Origin of the sequence: Sphingopyxis sp. (assembly GCF_035998965.1) — a bacterium.
GTDB lineage: Bacteria > Pseudomonadota > Alphaproteobacteria > Sphingomonadales > Sphingomonadaceae > Sphingopyxis.
The window spans coordinates 1-21,909 of sequence record NZ_DASYHE010000073.1; the positions used below are offsets into that span (position 1 = coordinate 1).

Genomic DNA, 21,909 nt, shown 5'->3' on the forward strand with positions numbered 1-21,909 from the left:
GCGCGAAAGGATCAAACGACAGACCATCCAATATCGGCGCTTGCAGCACCGAAAGCTCGCCGCCTAATATCAATCCCCAGACGAGGCCCGCTCTCCACTAATTTACGCCGCGATCTGCGCCAAATGTTCTGACGACGGACAATAAGTTCTCAGAAGATGCGTATCAGTCATTCCAGAAACATAATCACAGATCACGCGAATGGCGGAATCGCCGCCATCGAGCCGTGTCTGGATGTCGATCGGCAGAAAGCTTTTTGGCTCGGACTTCATCACCTCAAACACAGCGATCACCATCATTTGACCTTTCAACTCGAGATGCTGAACGCTCGGGCTTCTGATCACGGTCGCGTACACGAAATCCTTAATAGCATTCACGAAAATCCGGACCGGGTCGGGCAAGGTAGCGCGGTAACGAAGACGAGGTTCGTAAAAACCCTCAACCTCCTCGAATTGAACCGACGGGATGATATAATTGAGAAGGCGGTTGATCTGATGCTTCCGCCGGTCGCCGTCCCCGAACAGGCGCTCGACCATCCCACCATAGACATCGTTGCGATACTCACCGGGATATGCATGCCCGAGATAGTCAAGCACGCCCTGACAGTGTTCGGGCGATACATGGGCCTCGAAGGCGGCACGATCGACCAAACGAAGCGCGAGCGCATCCTCCATATCATGCACCCCGTAGCTGACGTCGTCGGCAAGGTCCATAATGCTACAGGCAAGCGACTTGTGACGAGCTTTGTAATGCTTGGTCCCGGTGCGGTCGATCGCCTGAAACAGGTCCCTGTCTGTCTGAGACAAAGGTGAAAGAATCCAGTCAACCACGTCCGCCTCACTGTCCAGATAGCATTTGGGCGGTTTGCAGGCTTCTCGATTAAGCAACGGAATCCCGCTCGTCTCGCCACGCAATCCGGCCTCGATTGAAGAGTTACGTGCTTGGGAATAGGCGACCGGATATTTCAGCACCCCGAGTAGGGTTTCGCGCGTAAGGTTTGATCCGCCACCCGCCGCAAATTTTTCAAGTCGTGACAAAATGCGCAACGTCTGCCCGTTACCCTCGAAACCGCCGTCCGCTCTCGTACAATAATTGAGCGCGACCTCGCCGCCATGGCCGAACGGCGGATGGCCGAGATCGTGCGTGCAGGCTATTGCCTGGATCAGGCTATGTTCGGGAAGGTGCGTCACTGCGGCATGTCCCGGGTCGTTGAAGCGCAGTTGCTTGACCAGACCGCCAGCGATCTGCGCGACCTCAAGCGAGTGAGTGAGGCGCGTCCGATAGAAGTCGCTGTCACCTAGGTTGAGGATTTGGGTCTTGCCCTGCAGTCGCCTGAACGACCCCGAATGAACAACTCGGGCATAGTCGACATCGCCCGGAGACCTCGCGTCATTTTGCTTCGCCTTTTCTTCAGTGCGACGTTCGAGCCACGGCATTCGCAGACCTCCTATACCTTACTATCTAAGTCATGTGCGTCTGAGGCTTAGGAAGGAAATCCGATTATCGCGATCCCTAATTAGTTTCTTTCTAAGCGGCCATTGGAGAACAACAGCTTTCAGGATAGATTTCAGGTGACGCCGCGACACCGCAATTAGGCGGTGGCTACCACCGATCGTCAGAAATCTTGATGTCTGCTTTCGGGCCCTAGTCAGCAACAGTCGCAATGACCGATATCAGGCGCAAAGTTGCCATTCCCCCGACGAACCAGCGGCCAGCCGCCGAACGGCTCGATCCGATCGGCTCGATTCTTCTGTGGGGCGGACATGAGCGACTACCAGAAATTGCACAATGCCCCCTTTGAGACAGCCTGGGAAAATAAATGCGCTCCGAAATTGGGCGCCAAGAAACGACAGGAAACGTCAGGACCCGCCAAGCTCCCTCACTGGTAGCGAAGAAGCACCGAAGAGACAGTTGTGCGGCGTAGAAAGATCGCCAATTCTGCACTTAGGGGAGCCCAGCCAATGCCAGACGATGGATCCTAAGCTATGCAGAACACTGAAAAGATCATCCGCCTCCCGACCGTCCTTGCGCGCACCGGGCTGTCCCGGTCGACTGTTTACCGAAAAATGGCCGAAGGCACTTTCCCGACGCAGGTGAAGATCAGCATTCATGGTGCCGGCTGGTACGAGTCCGCAATTAATCGCTGGATCGCCGACCCGCCTGCCTACCGCGCCGCAAACGACAATCGCGACCTCGATGCCGGAAGCAGCCATGCAAGAGGGTGATGCGCGGCCCGAACCGGGCTGCATTGCGGCAAATGACAACGAGCCTGTCCTGCGCGCGGAACAAGTCGATGTGGCACTGACCCGCATTGCCCAAGTCATCGGTCGGCATATCGCTCGCGAACATATCCGAACGCGCAATGCGGCGAACGACAATGACCCGTTGGAAAAAAATGCGCTGCCGCCCGAGCGTTGACCCTAAGGTCATCGCGCGCAACACTGTCTAATCCAGCTCTGCGGGCTTGTGCCCCGCCATTGCAAAGGAAGATGTGATGATCCGCGCTGCGCTTTACGCCCGCTACTCCTCCGACCAGCAGAATGCCGCGTCGATCAGGGACCAGCTCAATCTTTGCCAGGAGCGCGCGGCGCGGGAAGGCTGGCAGATCGTCGCGACCTATGAGGATGCGGCGATCTCGGGCGCCAGCATGATCCTGAGGCCCGGCGTCCAAAGGCTCGTTGCCGACGCGCAGGCGGGAAAGTTCGATGTCGTCGTAGCAGAAGCGCTGGACAGGGTGTCACGCGATCAGGCCGATGTGGCGACGCTGTTCAAGCATCTCCAGTTTGCGCGTGTCCCACTCATCACGCTCGCCGAGGGCGAAATCTCCGAGCTGCATGTCGGGCTCAAGGGGACGATGAACGCGCTGTTCCTGAAGGACCTCGCCAAGAAAACGCATCGCGGTCTGCGCGGACGGGTCGAGAAGGGCTTCTCGGCGGGTGCCGTGGGCTATGGCTACCGTATGGTCCGGCGCCTGAGCAGCGAAGGTGAGCTGGTACGCGGCGAGCGTGAGATCGACCCGGCGCAGGCGCTGATCGTCGAGCGCATCTTTCGCGAGTTCGCCGCCGGAAAAAGCCCGCTTGCTATCGCGCGCGACCTCAATGCCGACGGCATCGTCGGGCCGACGGTAAAGGCGTGGCGCGACACCAGCATTCGCGGCGACGTGCGCCGCGGAACGGGCATCCTTAACAATGAGCTGTATGTCGGTGTCCGCGTCTGGAACCATAAACACAGCGTGAAAGACCCCAGCTCGGGCAAAGAAGTCATGCGCCTCAATCCCGAATCCGAGTGGATCCGGAATGCGGCGCCAGAACTGCGTATCGTCAGCGACGAGCTATGGGCTGCTGTGAAGCGTCAGCAGGATATCGTGGCCGACCGATACGTCGGCATCAAGAAAGCAGCACAGGCCCGATCGCTGCATCAGGCGCGGCGTCCAGCCTATCTGCTCTCCGGCTTGCTCGAATGCGGCGTTTGCGGCGGAACATATGCTCTCGTGGTCGGAGAGCGTTACGGTTGCGTAAGTCGCTATCGCGGCCATTGCTGCACGAACGGCCGCACAATTCGGCGCACGGAATTGGAGCGTAGGGCGCTGGCTGGTATCGCCGATCGCCTTGTGTCGGCGGACAAGATCGACGCCGCGGTCGCTGCCTATGCGGCGCAGATCAACGGCGAGAACCGTGAGCGGCGCGCTCAGGCCGATGACGATATCCGTGCGCTGGCAAAGGTTGATCGGGCGGTCGCGGGCATCATGGCAGCCATTGAGGACGGCCTCTACCAGCCTAGCATGAAGGCCCGAATGGCCGAGCTGGAACGCGAAAAGCAAGAGATCACCGCACGACTGGCGGATGCGCCTCAGCACATTCCTGACATCTATCCGGGGATTGCTGAAATCTACAAGGCCAAGGTCGCGCGGCTCACCGAAACACTCGAAGACCCGGAAACTCAGCTCGATGCTTCCAGCGACGTTCGCTCGCTCGTCGGCAAGATCGTTCTACATCCCGGCGCCAAGCGCGGCGAGGTTCACGCCACCCTCCACGGGTCGCTGATGGGCATTCTTGACTTTGTGAACGACAACCAGCAACCCGACGCCAGCCGAGTTATAACATCGGTGGCCTCGGGTTCGCCGGGATGACGAACACAGAGGACGTTACCGATAGACCGACCGCAGCCTCCGCCTTCGCGGGATCGACGATGTCATTCTCACGCCGAATAGGTTTGCAGGCGCTGGGCAGCGCCCCCTCGCCGCGCTACGACATCCGCCATGGTCGAACTCCTCCTCGACGCCGGCGCGCTGCTCGGCGAATCGCCGCGCTGGAGCGTTTCGGAACAGCGGCTGTACTGGGTCGATATCGAGGGTCGCACGATCCACCGCACCGACCCGGTCACCGGTGCGGACGAGACCATGCAACTCGATCAGCAGGTCGGCTGCGTCGCGCCGCGCGCGGGCGGCGGGCTGGTGGTCGCCATGGAGAACAGCTGCGCGCTGATCGACAGCTGGGGCGACGCGCCGCGGGCCTTCGGTCCGGCGGTGCTGGCGGACAAGCCCGAGCAGCGGTTCAACGATGGCTGCGTCGATGGCGCGGGTCGGCTGTGGGTTGGCAGCCTGACCAGCGACAAGGCGCATCCCGCCGCGACCCTGTACCGGCTCGATCCGGACGGTTCGCTCTCCGAAGTTTTCGGCGGCCTCACCACCAGCAACGGCGCGGCGTTCAGCCCCGACGGGCGCATCTTTTACCATGCCGACACCCCGACCCATGCGATCCGCGCGTTCGACGTCGATCCGGCGACGGGTGTTCTCGGCGAAGGGCGGATCTTCCACCAGTTTCCGCTCGGCAACGGCCGCCCCGACGGCGCCGCGATCGATGCCGAGGGGTGTTACTGGTCGGCGCTGTGGGACGGGTGGCGCGTCGTCCGGCTGTCGCCCGCGGGCGAGTTGCTGCAAACGATCGCGCTGCCGGTGCAGCGCCCGACGATGGTCGCGTTCGGCGGCGCGGATATGCGGACTGCCTTTGTCACCAGTGCGGGCAAGAATTTGTCCGACGACGAACGCAAGGCGCAGCCGCACGCGGGCGGGGTGTTTGCGTTTCGGGTTGCAGTGCCGGGGTTGGTGCAGCCGCTGTTTGGGGGATGATCCTCCCTGTGGCGAAGCCATGGGGAGGGGGACCGTCGCCGCAGGCGATGGTGGAGGGGCGACGGTAGCGCCAAAGCCCCTCCGTCAGCGGCTACGCCGCTGCCACCTCCCCATCGCTTCGCGACAGGGAGGATTTATCGGCCCACTCGGTTCGTCCCCCTAAACTTGCGCCACGCCGCAATCTCGGGTTAAGGCTCGCTCCAACATGGTTTCGGCCGAAACCGTTTCCCCGGGAGATTCACCTATGCCGCGCAACGCGCTTCCTTTTCGCCGCCCGCTTTCGCTATTGCTCGCATCCAGCGCGCTGCTCGCGGGTTGCACCAACATGGACCGACCGATGACCGCTTCCGCCGCGCCTGCCGCCACGCCCGCGCCCGCCGCCGCTCCGGCTGGCCAGAACCCGATGCTGGCGGAATGGACCGGCCCCTATGAAGGGGTGCCGCCGTGGGACAAGATGGACCCCGAGCTGTTCCCCGACGCCTTCACCAAGGCCATGGCCGAAACGCGCGCGCAGGTGCAGGCGGTGATCGACAATCCGGCGGCGCCGACGTTCGAGAACACCCATGTCCCGATGATGCTGGCGGGCGAGACGATGGAGCGCGTGTCGGCCCTGTGGGGGGTGCAGACGTCGAACAAGTCGAACGACCGGGTCGAGGATATCGACGCCGAATGGAGCCCCAAGCTCACCACTTTCTATACCGAGCTGTTCCTTCAGCCCAAATTGTTCGCCCGCTACAAGGCGGTGTACGACAAGCGCAACAGCAGCGGGCTGAACGCCCAGCAGATCCGCATCGTCGAGCGCAGCTATGACGAGATGGTGCGCGACGGCGCCAATCTTTCGGCGGCCGACAAGACCAAGCTGGTCGCGATGAATTCGAAGCTGGAAGGGCTGTTCTCCGCCTTCTCCTCGAAGCTGCTTGGCGACGAGAAGCTTTATACCTTTGTCACCGACAGGGCCGAGCTGGCCGGGCTCGACGCGGGCTTTATCGCCTCGCTCGCCGCCGCCGCCGAAGCCAATGGCAAGCCCGGCCAATGGGCGATCAAGAACACGCGGTCATCGGCGCAGCCGGTGCTGCAAAACGCCACGAACCGCGCGCTGCGCGAAAAGGTCTACAAGGCGTTCGTCAGCCGCGGCGACAATGGCGATGCCAATGACACCAATGCGACGATCGCCGAAATCCTGGCGCTGCGCCAGCAGCGCGCCGAGCTGCTCGGTTTCCCCAACCACGCGACCTACCGCATGGCCGACACGATGGCGAAGACCCCGGCCAATGCGATGGGGCTGATGATGAAAGTGTGGCCCGCCGCAGTGGCACGGGTGAAGGAAGAGGTCGCTGACATGCAGGCGATCGCCGATGCCGAAGCCAAAGCCGGCAAGGGACCGAAAATCACCATCGAACCGTGGGATTATCGCTTCTATTCGGAAAAGGTCCGCAAGGACAAATATGACCTCGATGAAAGCGAGGTGAAGCCGTACCTCCAGCTCGACAAGTTGGTCGAGGGCATGTTCTGGTCGGCGGGGCAGCTGTACGACATGGGGTTCCGCGAAAACACCGGAACGATCCCGGTGTTCGACCCCAAGGTGCGGACGTTCGAGGTCTATAATCTGAAGACCAACGAGAATATCGGCGTCTTTTACCTCGACAATTTCGCGCGTGACGGCAAACGATCGGGCGCGTGGATGACGACCTATCGCAGCCAGCAAAAGCTGGGCGGCGACCGCAATGTGCTGGCGTCGAACAATAATAATTTCACCGAAGCGGCCAAGGGCGAACCGACGCTGATCAGCCTCGACGATGCGACGACGCTGTTTCACGAATTCGGCCACGGCATCCATTTCCTGCTCTATGATATCAACTATCCCGCGCTCGCCGGGGTGCCGCGCGACTTTGTCGAATATCCGAGCCAGGTGAATGAAAATTGGCTGATGACCCCAGAAGTGCTGTCGAAATTCGCGACGCATAACAAAACGGGCGCGCCGATGCCGCAGGCCTTGCTCGACAAGATCGAGGCGTCGGGCAAGTTCAACCAGGGCTTTGAAACCGTCGAATATCTGTCGAGCGCGATCGTCGACATGAAGCTGCACGACCGCAAGGTGCCGCCGACCGACATCGACAAGTTCGAGCGCGAAACGCTGGCCGAAATGGGGATGCCGCGCGAGATCGTCATGCGCCACCGCCTGCCGCAATTCGCGCATCTGTTCAGTTCGGACGCTTATTCGGCGGGCTATTACAGCTATTTGTGGTCGGAAACGATGGACGCCGACACCTGGGCCGCGTTCATGGAAGCGGGCGGCCCGTGGGACCGCACCGTCGCCGACCGGTTCCGCACGATCTTGCTGATGACCGGCAACGAAACCGACCGCGCCGAAGCCTATCGCGCCTTCCGCGGGCGTGATCCGGATGTGTCGGCGCTGCTCAAAAAGCGCGGGTTTCCGACCGAATAGAGCGGACGAAACCGGGGAGGCAAAGGGGGCGATTTCGCCCCCTTTGTTTATCCTGTTGTTGCCCTGCTTTCATCCCGGCCCTGCTTTCATCGTCACCCCGGACTTGATCCGGGGTCCAAGCGACCGAAGTGCGCCTGGATCCCGGATCAAGTCCGGGATGACGAAGGGCTGGAAACGACCAGAAGCGGACGTAGGAGATCCTCCCCGGAACGGGGAGGGGAACCGCCGCGAAGCGGCGGTGGAGGGGCACAGGCGGTTTACGCGGCGCTGGATCAGATGGGTCACGCTTTTCCGGAAACCTCGCCGCGGAGCACTATCTCTGCGTCAAGGCAAACCGATGGAGCCCCTCCACCAGCTTCGCTGGTCCCCCTCCCCGTTCCGGGGAGGATCGGCACCGTCCGCTCACCACCCCAAAGCAGACACCCTGACCACGCTCATCCGAATCCTATTGACGCCCACTCAATTCGATATAAATATGATATCATCTTTATATCGAGTCGGAGGGCGAATATATGGTCGAGGGGACAACACCGGCGCTGAACCGCAGTCGCGAGACGCGGGCGATGACGCAGAGCGGTTATCTGATGCTGCTGATCTGGGTGCTGCTGGCAGGCGTCGCGGCGTGGGCGGCGATCAGCAATGCGACCGCGGAATTTCAGGTGGCATGGAAATGGGCGGTCGTTGCGGTCTCCGCGGTGGTCGGCTTTCTGATCCTGTGCGGCTTTTACCTGATCAACCCCAATGAAGCGGCCGCTATCCAGCTGTTCGGGGCGTATAAAGGCACCGACCGCGAGGAGGGGCTGCGCTGGGTGCTCCCCTGGCTGACCCGCAAGAAGATCGCGGTGCGCGCCAACAACGTCATTTCGGACAAGATCAAGGTCAACGACCTGCGCGGCAACCCGATCGAGATGGCGGCGCAGGTCGTGTGGCGCGTCACCGACACCGCGCAGGCGCTGTTCGACGTCGACGATTACAAGGAGTTCGTGATGGCGCAGATCGAGGCCGCGGTGCGCTCGATCGGCTCGCGTTACCCCTATGACGACATCGAACATCAGGAAATCACCCTGCGCGGCAATCATGACGAGGTCGGGGTCGAGCTGCGCAAGGCGCTGATCGAGCGGCTGAGTGTCGCGGGGATCACCGTCGACGAATGCGGGCTGACGCACCTGGCCTATGCGCAGGAAATCGCCGGCGCGATGCTGCGCCGCCAGCAGGCCGAGGCGGTGATTTCGGCGCGCAAAAAGCTGGTCGAGGGCGCGGTTGGCATGGTCGAAATGGCGCTCGAACAGCTCAGCGCGAAAAATGTCGTCGATCTTGATGACGAACGCCGCGCGGCAATGGTGTCCAACCTGATGGTCGTGCTGTGCAGCGAGCGCGACACCCAGCCGGTGGTGAACGCCGGGTCGCTTTATTGATGTAAAAGTCGCGTTCGCGTCGAGCGAAGTCGAGACACGCTTCATGGTCGCATGACTTTCGGGCATCTCGACGTCGCTCGATGCGAACGGGGATTGAGGTTTAGCCAATGCCCACATCCGCCAAAAAGGCCTTTGCCCTCCGCCTCGACCCCGCGCTCTATGCCGCGATCGAGCGGCTGGCGGCGGATGAATTGCGCAGCGCCAATGCCGAGATCGAGGTGCTGTTGCGCGAGGCGCTGGCACGGCGCGGGGTGAAGCCCCGGGCCGCTGCCCCCGCACGGCGCGGGCGGCCGCCAAAAGCGGAGAGCGGATCGTGATGCATTCTACCTCGTCATCCCGGGCTCGACCCGGGATCCCGCTTCTTGAGGCGGCATCCGACCTTTCACGCAAAGCGGGACCCCGGATCAAGTCCGGGGTGACGAGAATTTGTTGGCGGTTGCGGATCGAAAGCCGTCGCCAAATGCTTTTCCACCGCTAGCGCCGCGACCCCGCTTGCCCCCCAAGGGGTTGATGGTTAAGGCCGATGGTCATGACTAGTACGCCCGCCCCCGTCCGTATCGCCCCGTCAATCCTGAGCGCCGATTTCGCCGCGCTGGGGCAGGAAGTGCGCGCGATCGAGACCGCGGGCGCCGATTGGGTCCATATCGACGTGATGGATGGGCATTTTGTGCCGAACCTGACGATCGGCCCGGCGGTGGTCAAAGCCTTGCGACCGCACTCCACCCTGCCCTTCGACGTCCATCTGATGATTTCGCCGGTCGATCATTTCCTCGACGCCTTTGCCGCAGCGGGCGCCGACATCATCACCGTGCATCCCGAGGCGGGGCCGCACATCCACCGCAGCATCCAGCACATCAAGTCGCTGGGCAAGCAGGCGGGGGTGTCGCTCAATCCCGCGACCCCGGCGAAGATGCTCGACTATCTGATCGACGACATCGACCTGGTGCTGATCATGAGCGTCAATCCGGGGTTCGGCGGCCAGAGCTTTATCACGAGCCAGCTGCGCAAGATCGAAGCGGTGCGCAAGATGATCGACAAGAGCGGCCGCGACATCCGGCTGGAGGTTGACGGCGGTATCGACGTCAACACCGCGCCGCTGGCGATCGCGGCGGGGGCCGATGTGCTCGTGGCGGGCACCGCGACTTTCAAGGGTGGTCCCGATGCCTATGCGGGCAATATCCGGCGGCTGCGGGGCGCCTGACCGATGGAGGGGAGACCGTTGACTTCGGCCCCTGCCGACCCGCCGCTCGACATGGTTGACGACGCGCCGCCGATCGACGATTCGATCGAACCCGGCAAACGGCTGATCCGCCTGCCCGCCGACAAGGGACTGTCGCTGGGCGACCGCGTCGCCAATGCGATCACCCGGCTGACCTGGCGCACGCCGCTCCATGCGTTCCGCCTGAAAGGCCGCTTTCCGCTCAAACTGCTCGGCGTTCCGGTCGACCCGGTACCCGGCGACACCCGCGCCGGGACCGCGATCCGCGCCGGCCATTTCCTGCACCGCGGCTTGAAGCTGCCGCTCGGCGAGCTGGATTTTGCGACGCTGACCGTCGCGCCGACCTTTGCCGATTATCTGCACAGCTTTGCCTGGCTACGCGATCTCGCCGCCACTGGCACGCGCGCCGATGGCGCGCCGATCGCCGAGGCGGTGGTCCGCCACTGGCTCGGCACGCATGGCGAGGCGGTGAGCGAACCGGCGTGGAAGGCCGACAACACCGCGTGGCGCATCCTGTTCTGGGCGGCCCACGCGCCGCTGATCCTGTCGTCGAGCGACCTGGTCTATCGATCGGCGGTGCTCAACCACCTCGCGCGCGCCGCGCGGCATCTGGACCGGGTTGCCGACAAGACGCGGCCGGGCACCGGCCAGATGGTCGCTTGGGTCGGCATCGTCGCCGCGTCGCTGCTGATGCCCGGCGGCGAGCCGCGGCAGGTGTTTGGCGAGGCGGGCCTGCGCAAGGTGCTGGAGACCAGCTTCTATGCCGATGGCGGCAATATCTCGCGCTCGCCGCAGGCGCAACTCGACGCGGTGATGGCGCTGTCGATGCTCGCCAAGGTTTATGACATGCGCCGGATGGAGGTGCCGCCGTTCGTGCAGGAAGTGCTGGCGCGCGCCGTCCCGGCATTGCTCGGGCTGCTGCACAGCGACGGCGGCATGGGCAGCTGGCAGGGGAGCGGCGCGACGTCGGCAGCCCATGTCCAGGCGATCGTCGCGGCCAGCGGGGTGCGGACCCGGCCGCTGAAACAGGCGCGCGACTGGGGCTATCAGCGGCTGGTCGCCAACAAGGTCGTGCTGCTCGCCGACGCGGCGCCGCCGCCGATCGCGCGGGTGACCGAGGCGGGCTGTGCCTCGACGCTGGCATTCGAATTGAGCGACGGCGACGAGCGCATCGTCGTCAATTGCGGCGGCGCGGCCCTGACCGGCGCGACGATCCCCGCCGATCTGGCGCGCGGGCTGCGCACCACCGCGGCGCATTCGACTTTGATCCTGGCCGACACCAATTCGACCGCGATCCTCGCCAACGGAACGCTGGGCAAAGGCGTCACCGAGGTCGAGCTCGACCGCCGCGAAACGCCGCAGGGCAGCCGGGTCGAGATGAGCCACGACGGCTATGCGCGGCGCCACGGGCTGATCCACCGCCGCCTGCTGATCCTGTCGCCAAACGGGCGCGAGCTGCGCGGTGAGGACATGCTGCTCCCCGCCCCGCGCACGCGGCGCAAGGGCGACAAGGGGTTCGCGCTGCGCTTTCACCTCGGCCGCAATATCTCGGCCAGCCTGACGGCCGACAAATTGGGCGCGCTGCTCCGCATCAATGGCGGCCCGCTGTGGCAGTTCCGCACCTCGGAGGGTGCGCTCGATGTCGAGCAAAGCCTGTGGGTCGACGGCGAAGGCCGCCCGCACCCGACCGAACAGCTGGTCGTCACCGGCACCGCACCCGCGGGCGGGGCAAGCATCGGGTGGATTTTCAAGCATATCGGGTAGCGAGCGGCCCATCTGCCACCTAACTGATCCTCCCTGTCGCGCAGCGATGGGGAGGTGGCAGCGCGAAGAGCTGACGGAGGGGCCATGGCGCGACGTCGCTGCCCCTCCACCACTTGCTTCGCAAGCGGTCCCCCTCCCCATCGCTTCGCGACAGGGAGGATTGACCGATAGCCGACGCCCCAGGGACTGAGCGTCGGCCGCCGAACCTTTAGAAAGCGTAGCGCGCCATCAGCTGGAACACCGGACCGGCCTTTTCGCTTTCGAGCTCATATTCGTCGAAATCGCGGTCGAGCTGGTCTTCCAGATTGTCGAACTTGTTGAAGGTCTCGCGCTTGGCACCGTTGAGCAGGTTCGAACCGACCGCGCGGATCGTGAAATTGCTGCCGAACCGCTTTTCGACGAAGATTTCGAGATCGGCGCCGTAAGTGGTGCGGACTTCCTCGCTGATCACGCGGTCATAGGCCGCGCCCTGTTTGCGATGGGTGGCGCCGAACGCCACGCCGATCGATGGAATGTCCTGAATGAAGCCGATGTTATAGACATACTCCGACTGACCGTTGAAGCGGCGCTTGCCCGCGAAATCGGTGATCTCGCTGTCGAGCCACGAGACGTTGCCGAAGATGCCGGTGTCGGGCAGGCCGAGGAACCCAAGGTCGGTGGACAGGTCGAATTCGACCCCCCACACCTTGCCGTCGCCGACATTCTGCGGCTGATAGACGAAGGTGCCTTCGCCTTCCGAGCCTTCCTCGCCGGTGTTGGTGAGTTCGATCAGGTTGCTGACATCGCGGTAAAAGGCGTTGATGCCGACGACGCCGGTGCGGCCGATACGGCGTTCATAGCCCAGATCGACGCCCCATGCGGTTTCGGGACCGAGCTGCGGATTGCCGAGCAGGTCGCTGTCGCCGACCTCTTCTTCCAGCAGCGCGGGCGAGACGAAGTTGAAATCGGGACGGCGATTGGTGCGCGCCACCGACGCGGTTATCCGGTCGCGGGCGGTCAGGTCGAACTTGATCGACGCTGACGGCAGCCACTCTTCATAATCATTGCTCTGGTTCGGCACGATGGCGGCTTCGGTAAAATCGCTGATGTCGAGTTTGGTCGTTTCGTAGCGGATGCCCGCTTCCCACGTCAGCCCGCCCGACTTGCCCTGAACGAGCGCAAAGCCGTCAAGCCGCCGTTCCTTGAGCCGATTGACCCCGCCGTCGGTGGGTTCAAGATCCGTGAGGTCGAACGGATCGAGCAGATCGTCGGGATTGTCGATAAACTGATCGTAAGTGCCGTCAAGGCCCGGAAACTCGATCTCGTCGTCGATATCGAAAATCGCGGTGTTGCGTGTTTTCTTCTGGTAAAGGCCGCCGACGACAAGCTGGATATCATTGCCAAGCTCGAATTCATGATCGAGTTTGGTCGTGAACTCCTTGTCGGCGATATCGGTGGCGGTGAACACCTGCTCAAACACCGGCACTTCGCCATCGTCATAATCGACGTCGAAATCGATCTGGTTCTCGCTCTCGCGCTGCTTGTCGTCGAAGCGGGCATAGCCGACCCGCAAGGTCGTTTTACCGAGCGACCATTGGTGCGAGAGGCGCGCGTCGAGGCTGTAATTTTCCTGGTCGATATTATTGATGTTGCTGTTATCGCTGACCAACGCACCGTCGGGCAGCGGGCCGGTGAATGCCGTCGGATCGTCATATTCGCGGCTGCGTTCGGTTTCGGTTCGGTCGGTGCGGACGTAAAAGCCGCTGATCCGGAAATCGGTCGAGTCGCCGTCGATCTCGTAGCTCGCGTTGGCCGAATAATCCTTGCCGTCGCGCGTATCGATCTGGTCTTCGCGGTTGTCGAATTCTTCGGTCGCAAAATCGGGATCATTCTCGGGCGAGTCGCCATAGCGCAGCGAGAATTTCTTCTTGGGGTTGTGACGTCCCTGGAAATTGAGTCCAACGAGCAACCGGCCGGGACCGACCGCGCCGCCGTAAACGAGACCTAGGCTGGGCTCGAGTTCCTTGTCGTCGTAGCGAAGCGCGCCCGCGCGGATATAGCCGCCATCGAGTTCGAAGGCATCGCGCAACTCGATATTGATCGTACCTGCAACCGCGTCGCCGGTGCGGCGCGCCGAGGATGAGCGGACGATTTCGACGCGGTCGATCAATTCGGCAGGAATACGGTCGAGGAAAAAGCTGCGGTCATCATTGTTGCCGGGGACACGCTCGCCGTTGATCAGGATCTGCGTATAGCCGGGAGGCAGGCCGCGCAGGCGGGCGCCGTCGCTCTCGATCACGTCCGAGAGGAAGGTCACCGACGGCACGCGCTTCAGCGCGTCGCCCGCGGTCAGCGGTTCGAAGCGCTGGAAAAACTCGCTGTCATAGGACAGGACAGGTTCGGCCTGATCCTCACTGCGGTTGCGGTAACCGATGCTGCCGAGCACGACGATGTCCTGCGAGGTGGTGATCGTGCCGTCGGCGTTCTGGACCGGTGTGGTGTCTTGCGCCATGGCGGGCGCCGACATCATCGCCGTCGCCAGCGCCAGCACCGCAGCGGAATTCAGGCTGAAAATTCGAATCATATGTCATGCCCCCTTGGTCGTTGCCGGGCCTCTAGGGGGGCTGTGTGACAGTTTGCGGCGAGCATCATGACGTTTAAGTGACGCTTAAGTGACGGAAATGTTGTGGGATTGACGCGCGACCGCTTTGCTGGAACGGGGCGCGCCAAAGATCAATTGCGCCAATGGCAACAGGGGAAATCGTCATGACCGCCGTCCAATCATCGAAGCTGCTGACGTCGCTTGCTTTTGCATCACTGTTGACCGGGTGCGCCGGTCAGGCAGGGCCGGTGATCACCGGCCTGCCGCCCGTCGCGGTGACCGCGAGCGGCGAAACCGCGCCGGTCGGCACCGGGCGTGCCGATGCCGCCGACGATCCGGCGATCTGGGTCGATCCCGCCAATCCGGGCCGCGCGCTGATCATCGCGACCGACAAGAAGGCCGGGCTGCATGTCTATGACCTGACGGGCAAGGATCTGGCCTTTCTGAAAAGCGGCCTCGTCAACAATGTCGATGTCGTCGGCGATATCGTGGTCGCGAGCGACCGCAACGACGGGTTGAACGCGCATCTGGCGGTGTACCGCCTCGACGGGGCCAAGCCCGCGCTCACCGCATTGGGCCGCGCGGCGGCGGGGCGCGGCGAGGCCTATGGCCTGTGCCTGAAGAAGACCGCGCCGGGGGCGCCGATCACCGCGGCGTTGATCGTCAAGGACGGCACGGTGCGCGTTGGTACCTTGACGGTCGATGGCACGCCGACCTTCACCGTTCAGTGGGAACACAAGATCGCGACCCAGTCCGAGGGGTGCGTGTTCGACGGCGATACCCTCTATGTCGGCGAAGAGGTCGGCGGATTGTGGGAGTTGAAGCAGGACGGCACGGGCGCCGCAGCGCGGCTGGTCGCGCCGATCGACAACCAGCGGCTCGTTGCCGATCTGGAAGGGCTGGCGACGATCGACCATAAGGGTCAACGCTACCTGATCGCATCGAGCCAGGGCGACAATGCCTATGCCGTATTCCGCCTGCCCGGCGTTGAATATGTTGGGCGCTTTGCCGTGACCGCGGGGGCGTTCGGCGCGACGAGCGAGACCGATGGGATCGAGGCGATCGCGGGCAATTTTGGGCCGGCCTATCCCGACGGCATCTTTCTGGCGCAGGACGGCGACAATGCGCCCAAGGCGCAGAATTTCAAGCTGGTTCGGTGGGATCAGATCGCAGCGGCGCTGGGGCTTTAAAGGATTCGCGCAGAGATCGCGGAGATCGCAGAGAAATTTTGGTTCACGCGGAGACGCGGAGACGCGGAGAGAAGAATGGCGGCTTTGCCGCTTTCAAATTCTCGGCGTGCTCTGCGCTCTCTGCGCGAAACCCTTTTGTCTTCCTTCCTTCTCCGCGGCTCCGCGGCCCTTCTCCGCGGCTCCGCGGCTCCGCGTGAACCTCTTTAGAACCCAAAGCACCCGCTCGCGACTTGCCCAAAAGCCGCCGCGCGCCTAGGGGGGCTGCGACTTTCCACCCGCCAGCCGAGGCTCCCACTCCATGACCGATCTTGTCCCCGTCCGCCGCGCGCTGTTGTCCGTCAGCGACAAGGCGGGGCTTGCCGATCTGGCCGCGGCGCTCGTCAAACATGGCGTCGAGCTGGTATCGACTGGCGGTACGGCCAAGGCGCTGCGTGAGGCGGGGCACACGGTCCTTGACGTCGCTGACCTCACCGGCTTTCCCGAAATGATGGACGGGCGGGTCAAGACGCTGCACCCGACGGTCCATGGCGGCATCCTGGCGGTGCGCGACGATGCGGCGCATGTCGCGGCGATGGACGAGCATGGCATCGGTGCGATCGATCTGGTTGTGGTCAACCTCTACCCGTTCGCGGCGACCGTCGCGAAGGGCGGCACGCGCGACGAGATCATCGAGAATATCGACATCGGCGGGCCGGCGATGGTGCGCTCATCGGCGAAGAACCATGCGTTCGTCGGCATCGTCACCGAACCCGAAGACTATGCCGCGGTCATCGCCGAGATGGACGCGAACGGCGGCGCGACGACGATGGCGCTGCGCAAGCGCCTTGCCGCGACCGCCTTTGCTCACACCGCGAGTTATGACAGCGCGATCGCGCGCTGGTTCGCCATCGCCGATCAGGGAAAGACCTTCCCCGACACCCTGCCGCTCACCGCGAAGCTGGCCAGCGAACTGCGTTACGGTGAAAATCCGCACCAGCAGGCGGCGCTGTATGTCCCTGCCGTCCCCGGCCCGCGCGGCATTGCCGGGGCGCAGCAGGTGCAGGGCAAGGAGCTCAGCTACAACAATATCAACGACGCCGACGCCGCACTCGATCTGGTGTCGGAATTCCGCGATGCCGATCCGACCTGTGTCATCGTCAAGCACGCCAATCCCTGCGGCGTGGCAAGTGCGGCGACGATCGCCGAAGCCTATGACGCGGCGCTGAAATGCGACGATGTCTCGGCATTTGGCGGCATCATCGCGGTCAACCGGCCGCTCGACGGCGCCACCGCAGAGGCGATCAGCGGCATCTTTACCGAAGTCGTCTGCGCCCCCGACGCCGATGCCGACGCGCGCGCGGTGTTTGCAAAGAAGAAGAACCTCCGCCTGCTGCTGACCGGCGAATTGCCCGATCCGGCGCGCGGCGGACTGGTCCTGAAAGGCATTACCGGCGGCTGGCTGGTCCAGAGCCGCGACAATGGCCGCATCACCCGCGCCGACTTGAAAGTCGTCACCGAGCGCGCCCCGACCGAAGAGGAGCTGGCCGACGCGCTGTTCGCGTGGACCGTCGCCAAGCATGTGAAATCGAACGCGATCGTCTACGCCAAGGGCGGGTCGACCGCGGGCATCGGCGCGGGGCAGATGAACCGCCGCGACAGCGCGCGCATCGCCGCCGTGAAGGCGCGCGAAGCTGCTGAGAGCCACGGCTGGGCCAGTCCGCGCACCGTCGGCAGCGCGGTCGCGAGCGATGCCTTCTTCCCCTTTGCCGACGGCCTGCTGGCGGCGGTCGAAGCGGGCGCGACCTGCGTGATCCAGCCGGGTGGATCGATCCGCGATGACGAGGTCATCGCCGCGGCGAACGAGGCCGGGCTGGCGATGCTCTTCACCGGTATGCGGCATTTCCGGCACTGATCGGCGCGCCATGGCCATCCTGATCGACCCGACCGCGCGCCCAACGGCCAAAAGCCTGCTCGCGCATCTGTATAACTGGACGATTGCCAAGGCGTCGCACCGTCACGCCGAATGGTGGCTGTTCGCCATCGCCTTCATCGAATCGAGCTTTTTCCCGATCCCGCCGCACCCGGTGCTGGGGCTGATGTGCCTCGCCGAACCGAAGCGCGCGGTGCGTTTTGCCGCGATATGCACCCTCGGGTCGGTGCTGGGCGGGCTGTTCGGCTATGCTATCGGCTATTTCCTGTACGAAAGCATCGGCCTGTGGCTGCTCGGCGCGCTGGGGCTGACCGAGAAATTCCCGGTCGCGGTGTGCTTCCTCAACCAATATGACGCCGAGGCGATCATCATCGCCGGGGCAACGCCGATCCCGTTCAAGCTGATGACGCTGACCGCGGGCTTTACCGGCATGGATCTGGCGACCTTTACCGGTGCCAGCATCGTCGGGCGCGGGATGATCTTCATGGCGGTGGGCGTGCTGTTCCGCCTATTCGGCGCGCCGATCAAGGCGTTTATCGAGAAATATCTGGGCATGGTGACGACCGCCTTTGTCGCGCTGGTCATCGGCGGATTCCTTGTCCTTGGCCTGCTCTCGGGCGACGGCGAAAAGACCGCCGATGCGTGCAGCGGCGCGACGATGGAGAGCATCCAGCGCCGCTAAAGCGAGCCGTCGTGCAACCCAGCGACGCGCCGGGGATTAGGGGCGTGTCGCGTCTGCCGCGGCACGGAGCATCCCATGACGAAAACCCCCACGCGATCGAGCCAAGCCTCGGTCACCCACCATCGCGATCTGCGCACCGGGCAGTCGATCTGGTCGGCGCGGCGGCGCCCGCGTGTGCCAACCCAGCCCCTGACCCGCGACATCAGCTGCGACGTCGTGATTATCGGGGCGGGGATTTCGGGAGCGCTGATCGCCGAAACCTTATCCGAAGCTGGCTTAAAGGTCGTCGTCGTCGATCGCCGCGGGCCGCTCGATGGATCAACCGCCGCGTCGACCGCGATGCTGCAGTATGAAATCGACACCCCGCTGTCGCTATTGGCCGAGCAGATCGGCCGCGACCGCGCCGAGCGACTGTGGCGGCGGTCGCGCCAGTCGGTCGACGCGCTGCGCGAGCGAACCGAGCGGTTGGGGTTGAACGTCGACGCGGCGACGCGCGGCTCGATCTATCTGCACGGCAATGTCCTCGATGCCGAGGGTCTGGCGCGCGAAGCCGAGGCGCGGCGGCGCGCGGGGTTCGAGATCGAGCTGCTGAAACCCGCCGCGGTGCTCGATCGCTACGGCATCAAGGGGCGCCATGCGATCATTGGGTTTGGCAATTATACGGCCGATCCGCGCCAGCTGGCAGCGGGCTATCTGAATGTCGCGATAGGACGCGGGGCGCGAATCTACAGCCCGGTCGATATTTGCGATGTCGCGCCGAGCGAAAGCGGCGTGACGCTCCAGAGCGCCGACGGCCGCGAAATCCGGGCGCGCACTCTGGTCGTCGCGACGGGCTACGAGATGATGAAGGGCGTGCCGCGCAAGGGGAACACAATCATCTCCAGCTGGTCGATCGCGACCAAGCCACAGCCGCGCGCAATCTGGCCGACCGCCGCGATGATCTGGGAAGCCGCCGATCCCTATCTGTATATTCGCACCACCCCGGCAGGCGAAGTGATCTGCGGCGGCGAGGATGAAGAGATCAGCGATGCGGACGAGCGCGACGCCAAGATTGCCGCCAAGACCAGGGCCCTGTCGCGCAAGCTCGGCGCGCTGCTGCCGATGATCGACGCGACGCCGGTCCATGCGTGGGCGGGCAGCTTTGGCGACAGCAAGACCGGCACCCCGACGATCGGGCGGATCCCGCGGATGCCCAATTGTTATGCCGCGATGGGCTATGGCGGCAACGGCATCACCTTTTCGATGATGGCGGCGCAGATGCTGCGCGGGTTGATCTGCGGCGATGGCGATCCCGACGCCGATCTGGTCAGCTTTTCGCGAAAGTTTTGAGCGCGGGGCGAACGAGCCACGGCTAGCGCGGCGCACAAATACCCCGTTCGTGTCGAGCGAAGTCGAGACACGCCGACCCATACGCCAAGCCAAACGTATCTCGACTTCGCTCGATACGAACGGATGAGGGGAGATCGGCTTATTCGTTCGCCGCCGTGTGCAGCCAGTCGGCGTGGCGCGGGGCTTTCTTCGTCTGGCTCCATTCCTCCAGCATCAGCGGCGCGACGCGCTTGAGTTCGGCATATTGCTCGGCGGTGCCGATGTCGCACGCCAGTTCGACGCGATGGCCGTTGGGATCGAAGAAATAGATCGACTTGAAAATGCCGTGATGCGTCGGGCCGAGGACATCGACGCCTTCACTTTCGAGATGCGCCTTCGCCGCGACCAGTTCGTCATAGCTGCCGACCTTGAACGCCAGATGCTGGACCCAGGCCGGGGTGTTCTCGTCGCGGCCCATAACGGGTTGGTTCGGCAGTTCGAAGAAAGCGAGGATGTTGCCGTTCCCGGCGTCGAGGAAGACGTGCATATACGGATCATATTCGCCGGTCGACGGAACATGATCCTCGGCAAAGGCGGTCGTGTAGGTCATGCCGAGCATCCGCTCGTACCAATCGACCGTTTCCTTCGCATCCTTGCAGCGATAGGCGGCGTGGTGGACGCCGCCGAGTTTGATGGGGGATTGGCTGGTCATTTTACCCAACTCCGTTTGTGCTGATTCTACCCTGCCCCGTTCGCCCTGAGCTTGTCGAAGGGTCGTTCTTTCTTTTGACGCCGCAAGAAGAAGGACGGTGCTTCGACAAGCTCAGCACGAACGGACGAGGAATCAAGCGGTCTCTTTGATTTCCAGCGCGCCGCGGCGGATCTGGTCCATTTCCATCGATTTGAACAGCGCGGTGAAATTGCCTTCGCCAAAGCCTTCATCCTTCTTGCGCTGGATGAATTCAAAGAAGACCGGGCCGATGACGGTCTGGCCAAAAATCTGGAGCAGCAGGCGGGGGTCGCCGTCTTCGGTCGAGCCGTCGAGCAGGATGCCGCGCGACTGCAGTTCCTCGACCGGTTCGCCATGGCCGGGCAGCCGATCGGCGAGCATTTCATAATAGGTTGCAGGCGGTGCCGGGGCGAAGGGATTGCCGAGCGCTTTCAGCTTGTCCCACGCGGCGTACAGATCGTCACAACTGAACGCGATATGCTGGATGCCCTCGCCATTATAGGCGCGCAGATATTCCTCGATCTGGCCGCCACCACCGGCGCCTTCTTCGTTGAGCGGAATGCGGATCTTGCCATCGGGGGCGGTCATCGCCTTCGACGTCAGTCCGGTATATTCGCCCTTGATGTCGAAATAGCGAATCTCGCGGAAGCCCGCGATGCGCTCGTAAAAGGCCGCCCAATGCGCCATGCGGCCGCCATAGACATTGTGGGTCAAGTGATCGATCAGTTGCATCCCGGCGCCGACCGGGTGGCGATCGACGCCGTCTTCGTAAACAAAGTCGATGTCGTAGATGCTGAGGTCGTCGCCGTAGCGGTCGATCAGATAGATGATCGAACCGCCGATGCCGCGGATCGCGGGCAGACGCAATTCCATCGGGCCGGGGGTCGTTTCGACCGGTTCGGCGCCGCGCTCGATCGCTTCGGCATAGGCCTTGGCGGCGTCGCGCACGCGCCAGCCCATGCCGCACGCCGACGGCCCATGTTCGGCGGCGAAATAGGCCGCGGGCGATTTGGGTTCGTAATTGGCAATCAGGTTGATGCCGCCCTGGCGCCACAGCTGGACGTCTTTCGAGCGATGACGCGCGATCTGGGCAAAGCCCATCGCCTGGAAAACCGGTTCGAGAATGCCCTTTTCGGGCGCCGAAAATTCGACGAATTCAAAACCGTCGAGGCCCAGCGGATTGTCGAACAGGTCGGCCATGGCAATCATCCTATCTAGTTTCAATTGAAACCATTATCCTCCGGGGGGCATTGCGAGTCAAGGACCGTAGGCATCAATCCGCCGGGGGTCGGACGAGTTCCGCATCGTTGACATAGCCATCGCCCTGAACCCAAAGCTGGCTTGCCTGCCCAATGCGGATCTGGACCTGGTAATAATATTTGTCCGTCGGCTTTCCACCTGCTTCGAAAAAGCCGATCTTTACCCGCTCCGCGACCCCACGCACCGTGATGGTCCGGCCCTTGAAACGCTTTTCGACCGCGGCAAGGCCTTCTTCACCATAGGTCAGTCGCTTCATCACCGTCGCGGGCATCGCGATCG

The 21,909-nt window shown here is 63.2% G+C and carries 17 protein-coding genes and 1 pseudogene; 13 read left to right on the plus strand and 5 right to left on the minus strand.

The features are described from left to right. Positions 1–102: 102 nt before the first annotated feature. On the minus strand, positions 103–1,434 hold the full coding sequence (locus VGN68_RS12640) for an anti-phage deoxyguanosine triphosphatase (RefSeq protein WP_327477202.1): 1,332 nt from the start codon (positions 1,432–1,434) through the stop codon (positions 103–105). Positions 1,435–1,983: 549 nt separating this feature from the next. On the opposite strand from VGN68_RS12640, the gene VGN68_RS12645 reads away from it, so the two are divergent. The 9 genes from VGN68_RS12645 (at position 1,984) to VGN68_RS12685 (ending at position 11,970) form a co-directional block, all read left to right on the plus strand. After that, positions 1,984–2,223: an AlpA family transcriptional regulator gene (locus VGN68_RS12645; protein ID WP_327477204.1), complete on the plus strand. Its 240-nt coding sequence runs from the start codon at positions 1,984–1,986 to the stop codon at positions 2,221–2,223. Beyond that, positions 2,195–2,416 carry a hypothetical protein gene (locus VGN68_RS12650; RefSeq protein ID WP_327477206.1) on the plus strand — a complete coding sequence of 74 codons (222 nt, stop codon included), beginning with the start codon at positions 2,195–2,197 and terminating at the stop codon, positions 2,414–2,416. The genes VGN68_RS12645 and VGN68_RS12650 overlap by 29 nt, the downstream gene beginning before the upstream one ends. Positions 2,417–2,492: 76 nt before the next feature. Then, a complete protein-coding gene (locus VGN68_RS12655) occupies positions 2,493–4,127 on the plus strand; it encodes a recombinase family protein (RefSeq protein ID WP_327477208.1) in 1,635 nt (544 codons plus the stop codon). Positions 4,128–4,256: 129 nt separating this feature from the next. Continuing rightward, positions 4,257–5,126: an SMP-30/gluconolactonase/LRE family protein gene (locus VGN68_RS12660; protein ID WP_327477210.1), complete on the plus strand. Its 870-nt coding sequence runs from the start codon at positions 4,257–4,259 to the stop codon at positions 5,124–5,126. A 337-nt stretch (positions 5,127–5,463) separates the two neighbouring features. Then, the gene (locus VGN68_RS12665) at positions 5,464–7,572 is read left to right on the plus strand and encodes a M3 family metallopeptidase (RefSeq protein ID WP_327477212.1); all 2,109 of its coding nucleotides are present in this window, start codon (positions 5,464–5,466) and stop codon (positions 7,570–7,572) included. Positions 7,573–8,084: 512 nt separating this feature from the next. Continuing rightward, entirely contained in the window at positions 8,085–8,987 is a 903-nt protein-coding gene (locus tag VGN68_RS12670) for an SPFH domain-containing protein (protein WP_327477214.1), read from the plus strand. Positions 8,988–9,094: 107 nt separating this feature from the next. Beyond that, complete coding sequence (locus VGN68_RS12675) at positions 9,095–9,304, plus strand: toxin-antitoxin system HicB family antitoxin (protein ID WP_327477215.1); 210 nt, start codon at positions 9,095–9,097, stop codon at positions 9,302–9,304. 212 nt (positions 9,305–9,516) lie between these two features. Further along, the gene (gene rpe / locus VGN68_RS12680) at positions 9,517–10,188 is read left to right on the plus strand and encodes a ribulose-phosphate 3-epimerase (protein WP_327477217.1); all 672 of its coding nucleotides are present in this window, start codon (positions 9,517–9,519) and stop codon (positions 10,186–10,188) included. A 51-nt stretch (positions 10,189–10,239) separates the two neighbouring features. After that, positions 10,240–11,970 carry a heparinase II/III family protein gene (locus VGN68_RS12685; RefSeq protein ID WP_327477231.1) on the plus strand — a complete coding sequence of 577 codons (1,731 nt, stop codon included), beginning with the start codon at positions 10,240–10,242 and terminating at the stop codon, positions 11,968–11,970. Positions 11,971–12,178: 208 nt separating this feature from the next. Here VGN68_RS12685 and VGN68_RS12690 read toward each other — a convergent pair whose 3' ends face one another. Then, positions 12,179–14,533 (minus strand): TonB-dependent receptor, encoded by a 2,355-nt coding sequence (locus VGN68_RS12690; RefSeq protein WP_327477219.1) that lies wholly within the window; start codon positions 14,531–14,533, stop codon positions 12,179–12,181. A 182-nt stretch (positions 14,534–14,715) separates the two neighbouring features. Here VGN68_RS12690 and VGN68_RS12695 point away from each other — a divergent pair, with 182 nt between their 5' ends. The 4 genes from VGN68_RS12695 to VGN68_RS12710 all read left to right on the plus strand — a co-directional run bounded on the left by VGN68_RS12695 (position 14,716) and on the right by VGN68_RS12710 (position 19,661). Continuing rightward, positions 14,716–15,741, plus strand: a complete 1,026-nt coding sequence (locus VGN68_RS12695; protein WP_327477220.1) for a phytase — start codon at positions 14,716–14,718, stop codon at positions 15,739–15,741. A 298-nt stretch (positions 15,742–16,039) separates the two neighbouring features. Then, positions 16,040–17,632, plus strand: a complete 1,593-nt coding sequence (gene purH / locus VGN68_RS12700) for a bifunctional phosphoribosylaminoimidazolecarboxamide formyltransferase/IMP cyclohydrolase (RefSeq protein ID WP_327477222.1) — start codon at positions 16,040–16,042, stop codon at positions 17,630–17,632. Positions 17,633–17,687: 55 nt separating this feature from the next. After that, on the plus strand, positions 17,688–18,332 hold the full coding sequence (locus tag VGN68_RS12705; protein ID WP_327477233.1) for a YqaA family protein: 645 nt from the start codon (positions 17,688–17,690) through the stop codon (positions 18,330–18,332). Positions 18,333–18,407: 75 nt separating this feature from the next. Continuing rightward, on the plus strand, positions 18,408–19,661 hold the full coding sequence (locus VGN68_RS12710) for an FAD-binding oxidoreductase (protein WP_327477224.1): 1,254 nt from the start codon (positions 18,408–18,410) through the stop codon (positions 19,659–19,661). A 139-nt stretch (positions 19,662–19,800) separates the two neighbouring features. Here VGN68_RS12710 and VGN68_RS12715 read toward each other — a convergent pair whose 3' ends face one another. From VGN68_RS12715 to VGN68_RS12725, 3 genes and pseudogenes are all read right to left on the minus strand, one after another. Further along, positions 19,801–20,352 carry a VOC family protein gene (locus VGN68_RS12715; protein WP_327477227.1) on the minus strand — a complete coding sequence of 184 codons (552 nt, stop codon included), beginning with the start codon at positions 20,350–20,352 and terminating at the stop codon, positions 19,801–19,803. Between the two features lie 132 nt (positions 20,353–20,484). Then, positions 20,485–21,570, minus strand: a complete 1,086-nt coding sequence (gene hppD, locus VGN68_RS12720; RefSeq protein WP_327477229.1) for a 4-hydroxyphenylpyruvate dioxygenase — start codon at positions 21,568–21,570, stop codon at positions 20,485–20,487. A gap of 73 nt (positions 21,571–21,643) precedes the next feature. Beyond that, positions 21,644–21,909: pseudogene (locus VGN68_RS12725) on the minus strand (hypothetical protein); the annotation flags it as partial.